Below are 6,135 nucleotides of genomic sequence, written 5' to 3'. Positions count from 1 at the left end.
CCCTCGGCGCCTGGATCCTCCTCACCGGCCGCCTGACTCCTCGCCGCCCGGCCCGGCACTCCGAGTCGCGCGGCGTTCCCGCGCGCCGCTGAGCTAGTGGAGATCCGCGTCGGATAGTGCCGGGACAGCCGGGCGTCGAAGTAGATCATCCCCTCGTCCAGCAGCGCGCCGGACTCCACCATCGACCGTACGGTGTCGTGGTAGAGCTTCGGGGTGCCGAACGCCTCGGTCGGCCCGGCCGACGGCCAGCGCCCCCAGACCTGGTACCGATAGCTGTCGTACCCGCTGTCGCGGTCCTGCCAGAAGGGGGAGTTCCCGGTCATCGCGAGCAGGGGCGCCAGCCACGGGCGGATGCGGTCCAGCACCCCGACGCCCTCATCCTCGGACTCGATGCTCACGTGGACGTGGCAGCCGCAGGTCAGCTGCTCCTGCGCGGTGAGCGCGTACTCCTCGGCCATGCGCAGGTAGCGCTCCGCCGGAGTGGTCGACGGGGTGACGGCCCGCGGTGAGGTCGCGAGCGCGGCGACCTCCGAGCCGGCGCGGCGGGCGGCCCGGGCGGCGGCGTTCCGCCGGTCCCGTAGCTGGCCGGACAGCTCGTCGAGCGTCGTACACGGGTCCGTGCCCGTCTCGACCTGCTGCCGCTGCAGCTCGCGCTCCGGCCCGTCGTCGTCCTTGCCCCGCGTGACGGACTCGGCGAGCGCGACGGGAACTCCGCTGCTCGGCGCGACGAGCAGGAGTTCCTCTTCGACTCCGAAACTTCGCAACCACGACCTCCTCGTTCTCAGGAATCCGTCTCTACCCCGGCATAGGCGGGGGGAACCGGGCTGGAAGCGAGTCGTCGCGCTCATCGATTCGGCGGATCCGACTCACCGGTGCGCGGAAACGATGAGTTTTCGTCGTAGCGGCGGTCTACCGTGAGCAACCTGCACATCCGCAGGTCAGGCGAGGGAGGGCGCATGAGCGGAGTACGTGTACTGGTCGGCACGCGCAAGGGCGCGTTCGTTCTGACCTCGGACGCCCGCCGGGAGGAGTGGGAGGTCAGCGGCCCCTTCTTCGGCGGCTGGGAGATCTACCACATCGCGGGTTCCCCGGCGGACCCCTCACGGCTGTACGCCGCCCAGTCCACCGGGTGGTTCGGGCAGCTGATCCAGCGGTCCGACGACGGCGGCCGGACCTGGGAGCCGGTCGGCAATCGGTTCGAGTACGACGGCGTCACCGGTACCCACCAGTGGTACGACGGCACGCCGCATCCCTGGGAGTTCGCGCGGGTCTGGCACCTGGAGCCCTCGCCGACCGACCCGGACACCGTGTACGCCGGCGTCGAGGACGCCGCGCTGTTCCGGTCGAAGGACGGCGGGGGGACATGGGAGGAGTTGCCCGGGCTGCGCCGCCACGGCTCCGGCTCGTCCTGGCAACCGGGGGCGGGCGGGATGTGCCTGCACACGATCATCCTCGATCCGTCCGACCCGCGGCGGATGTACGTGGCCATCTCCGCCGCGGGCGCGTTCCGCACCGATGACGGGGGCGACACCTGGCGGCCGATCAACCGCGGCCTGCACACCAACGGGATCCCGGACCCCGACGCCGAGGTGGGACACTGCGTCCACCGCCTCGCGATGCACCCGTCGCGGCCGGAGATCCTCTACATGCAGAAGCACTGGGACGTCATGCGGACCGACGACGCGGGCGAGTCGTGGCGCGAGGTCAGCGGCGACCTGCCGTCGGACTTCGGGTTCCCGATCGCGGTGCACGCGCACGAGCCGGAGACCGTCTACGTCGTGCCGATCAAGAGCGACTCCGAGCACTACCCGCCGGAGGGGCGGCTGCGCGTCTACCGCAGCCGGACGGGCGGGAACGACTGGGAGCCGCTGACGAAAGGTCTCCCGCAGGACCACTGCTACGTCAACGTGCTCCGCGACGCGATGGCGGTCGACTCGCTCGACTCCTGCGGCGTCTACTTCGGCACGACCGGCGGGCAGGTCTACGTCTCGGCCGACGCCGGGGACAGCTGGGCGCCGATCGTCCGGGACCTCCCGGCCGTCCTGTCCGTCGAAGTCCAGACGCTGCCGTGATCCGGGTCGTCCTGCCCGCGCACCTGAAGGTCCTCGCCGAGGTCCACGGCGAAGTGGAGCTCGAGGTGGCCGGTCCGGCCACGCCGGGCTCCGTCCTCGACGCCCTGGAGTCCCGCTATCCGGTGCTGCGCGGCACCATCCGTGATCACGGCACCCACCGGCGCCGGGCGTTCGTCCGCTACTACGCGTGCGAACGGGACCTCTCTCACGACCCGCCGGACACGCCGCTGCCCGACCCGGTCGCGACGGGCGCCGAGCCGTTCCTCATCGTCGGCGCCATGGCGGGCGGCTGACCACGTCACACCCGCCCGGTACGCCGGATTCCGGCCTGTGGCCGCCCGTGTTCGGGCGGTGCGCCGGAGTTCGGTCGGCCGGCGACCGTGCTCGGGCCGGTGGGCCCGGGGTGCGGTCGGCGGCCGCCGAGGTTCGGGCCGGCGGTGCGGGGGTCCGGTCGGTGGGCGACCGCGCGTACGGGTCGGCGTGCCGGGATTCGGGTCCCGGGATCGTGGCGACCGCGCGTTCAGGTCGGCGTGCCGGGATCCGATGCTCGGGATCGGTGAGCGCCCCCCGCGGGGGCGGAGGGCGCTCACCGGGGACGGCCCGGCGACGCGGGCCGCGGGTCAGGCGCCGTCGAGGACCAGCAGCGTCGACTCGGCCGACTCGTCGACCAGGGCGACGCGGATCTCTTCGGGCCGGTAATGCCGCAGCGGCACCGCGAACACCGCCGTGGCGAGCCGTCCCTCGTACTCCGCGGTGTAGCAGAGCACCCGGACGTCCTCCTCGTCCCAGCTCTCCCGCAGCCCGGATCGCAGCAGCCCGCTCACCTGCCGGTACGCCGTGCTGCCGTGGAGCTGCTGGAGACTGGACTCCAAGGGCATGTCGAACGACCGGTCGGCGAGCGGGTGGCGCAGCCGTACCCGCAGCCGACGCAGCGGGTACAGCCACCGCCGGTCCGCCTCCGGCGAGAGCGCGACCAGCGCCGCGACCTCACCGAGGAGCGTGACCCCGGCGGCCCAGGGGTGAGCGGCCGGCCCGTCCCACCACCGGCCGGCCCGCGTACCGAGCAGTGCCGCCGCCAGGATCAGCCCGGCGCGGGCGAAGCCGCGCCAGGTGACCGGCATGGAGCGCGCGCTCATGCAGCCGCAGGAGGAGTCCGGCGCGGCGATCCGGGCGTACGCCAGGTAGGCGAGGAACCCGGTGGCGAGCACGGCGGCCGCCACGGCCTCGCCCGCGTACACCGGCGGCAGCAGGAGGGCGGCGGCCAGGACCAGTTCCAGGGCCCCGACCAGCCGGTAGACGACCGGTGCCCTCTCCTCGCCGACCAGCGACCGCAACGCGGACCGTCGCGCGGCGCGACGGGTAGACGCGCCGGCGCACTTGATCCCGCCCGACCACAGCAGGGTCGCGCCGACGAACAACGGCTGGACCGACGCCGGCCACTCGACCATGGGGGATCGCCTCCTTCCGGCTACGCGCCCGAGTAGACGGTCGCGATGTCCACCTCGTTGGTGTCGGGCCGCCAGGCGCCGATCACCTTCACATGCCTGCCGACCTGCAGTCGGGTCAGGTCGGCGACCGCCGGCGCGGCGCCGTACACCGCGGCGGTCCGGCCACTGACGACATGGCCGATGACCCTCTTGCCGTTGTGGTCGAGGTGGAGGCGCTTGGTCTCGATGGAGGCGATGGACGCGTCCAGGTTGACGATGTTCACCCAGATCGCGTCCGCGGCCAGCGAGCCCTCCGGCAGGCGGACGCCGCGGGCGTAGAACCCGTCGCCCACCTTGATCTGGTCGAAGGTCGTCGGGTGCAGCTTCCAGATGCTGGTGCCGTCGGTGACGTGGATGCGGTGCAGCGTCCGGTCGGATCCGGAGGCATTGAGCAGCGACCCGCTGATGCCGGTGATCCGGCCTTCGGCGAAGTTCGGGTCGAGGGCGCCCGGGTCGAGCTTGATCTTGGGGGCGGCGGCGAACGCGGCCTCGGGTGCCAGCGAGCCCAGGGCGGTCGCGCCGGCGACGGCGGAACCGCCGAGCACGGCGGAGGTGAGGAAACGACGGCGGTCTGGCTGGGGCATGGCGGGGCCTCCGGTCAGCTGTCGATACGGGCGGGGGACAGCCCGCTGGAGAGGTCGGCGATGGCGCTGTACGCCGAGGGCGTCAGGTCGATGATCCGGTTCGTGTAGCAGGTCGACCCGCAGCACGACCGTTCGCCGCAGAAGGAGTTGGTGTCCGGCCCGCAGTCCGCGATCGACACGCTGACGCACTTGCCGCTGCAGACGCTGGTCACGTAGAACACGTGGCCGCAGGTGCGCCGGGCCAGGCCCTCGCCGCACTGGTCGGGGCGGGTGATGTTGAAGCAGGCGTCGGACGTGTTCGGCCACGCGCACTGGTGCGAGCCGGAGTTGCAGGTGCCGCAGGCCCCACCGCCCGCGCTTCCGCAGGGTCCCCAGGAGCTACCGCAGCAGAACCATGACATCTCCCCATACGCGGGAGAGCTGCTGTTGGAACACCCCATTTTCTGTCTCCGTTCGTTGGTTCCGACGTGACAGGCCTGCCCGGGTGCCCCGATGGTGAAGAAAGAAACTTACGGCGTCAACAACCGAGTAAAAGGAAAGTTTCTACAACCGGCCGTCCGTTCGATTGGCAGAAGCGCGCTCCTGTCCTCGTCGCGGGAATCGTCCGGTGATGCGGCGGCCGGCGACGCTGGCCACACCAGGCCACGGAAAGTGTCGTGTGCGAATTGCGACGAAGCGCTTGCGGAGAGTCACTGTCCTCGTGATGATGATGACGCCGAGCCCCGCGTACCAGCGGGGCTCGCTCCCCCCGAGGAGTCATCATGGCGATCAAAGAAAGCCCCACCTTCCGGCGCCGCCGCGTGGCACTCGAGCTGCGGCGCCTCCGCGAAGGAGCCAACCTGACGCTGGAGCAGGCGTCGGAGCACCTGGAGTGCTCCCCGACCAAGCTCAGCCGCATGGAGACCGCCCGGACGCCGCTGCACCCGCGCGACGTCCGCGACCTGCTCGACCTGTACGGCGTCACGGACGAGAAGGTCCGCGAGACGCTCACCGGCCTCGCCCGCGACTCGCGCAAGAAGGGCTGGTGGCAGGGCTACGACGACGTCCTTCCCGCCGAGTACTCGATCTACCTCGGGCTGGAGACGGCCGCCTTCTCCATCGAGGTGTACCGCTCGCAGCTCCTCTACGGTCTCTTCCAGACCCCCGACTACGCCCGCGCCCTGATGGGCGTGGACGTCCTCCGGCTCTCGCCCGAGGAGGTCGACCGCCGCGTCGAACTGCGCATGGCCCGGCAGGAACTGCTCACCAGGGAGAACCCGGTGCGCGTCTGGGCGATCCTCGACGAGTCGGTGCTCCACCGCGTCGTCGGCGGCCGCGAGGCGATGCGCGCACAGCTCCAGCACCTGCTCCGCCTCGCCGAGCGCCCGAACGTCACCATCCAGGTCCTCCCGTACCAGGTCGGCCCGGTGCTGGCCACGCCGGAGTCGTTCAACTACCTCCGGTTCCCCGACCCGAACGACTCGCCGATCGTCTACATCGAGTACTCCACCGGCGCCCTCTATCTGGAAAGAAAGGAGGAGATCGCGGAATATAGGAACATGATCGACCATCTCATCGCGAACGGCGTGAGTGTCGACAGGTCACTCGCGATGATCGCGGCGGCGATGGACGAGCTGTAGCCGGCCGACGAAAGAGGGCGTGTCGTGACAACACCGGAGCTGGCGGGAGCCGACTGGCGCAAGAGCAGCCGCAGCAATCCCCAAGGCGGCGACTGCGTCGAGGTCACGGCGGTGCCGTGGCGCAAGAGCAGCCGCAGCAACGCCGAGGGTGGCTCCTGCGTCGAGGCGGCGTCGGTCGTCCGCTGACGGCCCCCGTTCTCCCGGCTCGGCGGCGCGCGCAGAACACTCGGTGAACGGCGTGCCTCTCGCCGCGCGAACCGGGCGAGACCCCCGTAAGCCGGGCGGCCACGACGGTATTCACCGAGACTCCTGCGCACTGGTTCCGCAGCGCGACGAGGCGGTCCTGGTGGCCGGTGTCGTGCGCGAGCAGGAT

Annotated in this window: 8 protein-coding genes; 4 read left to right on the top strand and 4 right to left on the bottom strand. The window is 71.3% G+C overall.

Going from position 1 to position 6,135, the window contains the following annotated elements; genetic code table 11:
• Positions 1-764: YbdK family carboxylate-amine ligase (locus AB0K82_RS44165; protein ID WP_364409660.1), on the bottom strand; the 764-nt coding region annotated here is incomplete at its 3' end.
• 192 nt (positions 765-956) lie between these two features.
• Between AB0K82_RS44165 and AB0K82_RS44160 the strand changes: the two genes are divergently transcribed.
• Complete coding sequence (locus tag AB0K82_RS44160; RefSeq protein ID WP_364409658.1) at positions 957-2,072, top strand: exo-alpha-sialidase; 1,116 nt, start codon at positions 957-959, stop codon at positions 2,070-2,072.
• On the top strand, positions 2,069-2,365 hold the full coding sequence (locus tag AB0K82_RS44155; protein ID WP_364409655.1) for a MoaD/ThiS family protein: 297 nt from the start codon (positions 2,069-2,071) through the stop codon (positions 2,363-2,365). Before AB0K82_RS44160 ends, AB0K82_RS44155 begins: the two co-directional genes overlap by 4 nt.
• Before the next feature lie 327 nt (positions 2,366-2,692).
• Here the strand turns inward: AB0K82_RS44155 and AB0K82_RS44150 are convergent, their stop codons facing one another.
• Genes AB0K82_RS44150 through AB0K82_RS44140 form a run of 3 tightly spaced genes read right to left on the bottom strand, consistent with a single transcriptional unit; the run spans position 2,693 to position 4,544 of the window.
• Entirely contained in the window at positions 2,693-3,520 is an 828-nt protein-coding gene (locus AB0K82_RS44150) for a MauE/DoxX family redox-associated membrane protein (protein WP_364409652.1), read from the bottom strand.
• 20 nt (positions 3,521-3,540) lie between these two features.
• On the bottom strand, positions 3,541-4,143 hold the full coding sequence (locus tag AB0K82_RS44145) for a cell wall protein (protein ID WP_364409649.1): 603 nt from the start codon (positions 4,141-4,143) through the stop codon (positions 3,541-3,543).
• 14 nt (positions 4,144-4,157) lie between these two features.
• Positions 4,158-4,544, bottom strand: a complete 387-nt coding sequence (locus AB0K82_RS44140; RefSeq protein ID WP_364409646.1) for a hypothetical protein — start codon at positions 4,542-4,544, stop codon at positions 4,158-4,160.
• 360 nt (positions 4,545-4,904) lie between these two features.
• On the opposite strand from AB0K82_RS44140, the gene AB0K82_RS44135 reads away from it, so the two are divergent.
• A complete protein-coding gene (locus tag AB0K82_RS44135; protein WP_364409643.1) occupies positions 4,905-5,762 on the top strand; it encodes a helix-turn-helix transcriptional regulator in 858 nt (285 codons plus the stop codon).
• A 24-nt stretch (positions 5,763-5,786) separates the two neighbouring features.
• The gene (locus AB0K82_RS44130) at positions 5,787-5,948 is read left to right on the top strand and encodes a DUF397 domain-containing protein (protein ID WP_364409640.1); all 162 of its coding nucleotides are present in this window, start codon (positions 5,787-5,789) and stop codon (positions 5,946-5,948) included.
• Positions 5,949-6,135: the final 187 nt, after the last annotated feature.

The sequence above is a fragment of the Actinoallomurus sp. NPDC052274 genome, from assembly GCF_040679475.1.
Taxonomy (GTDB): domain Bacteria; phylum Actinomycetota; class Actinomycetes; order Streptosporangiales; family Streptosporangiaceae; genus Actinoallomurus; species Actinoallomurus liliacearum.
Note: the sequence above shows the minus strand (reverse complement) of the source record. Positions and strands in the feature narration are given on the sequence as shown.

Coding starts and splice junctions, on each gene's coding strand:
- AB0K82_RS44140 (WP_364409646.1), bottom strand. CDS start 4,544: ATGTCATGGTTCTGCTGCGGTAGCTCCTGGGGACCCTGCGGAAGCGCG.
- AB0K82_RS44145 (WP_364409649.1), bottom strand. CDS start 4,143: ATGCCCCAGCCAGACCGCCGTCGTTTCCTCACCTCCGCCGTGCTCGGC.
- AB0K82_RS44150 (WP_364409652.1), bottom strand. CDS start 3,520: ATGGTCGAGTGGCCGGCGTCGGTCCAGCCGTTGTTCGTCGGCGCGACC.
- AB0K82_RS44135 (WP_364409643.1), top strand. CDS start 4,905: ATGGCGATCAAAGAAAGCCCCACCTTCCGGCGCCGCCGCGTGGCACTC.
- AB0K82_RS44160 (WP_364409658.1), top strand. CDS start 957: ATGAGCGGAGTACGTGTACTGGTCGGCACGCGCAAGGGCGCGTTCGTT.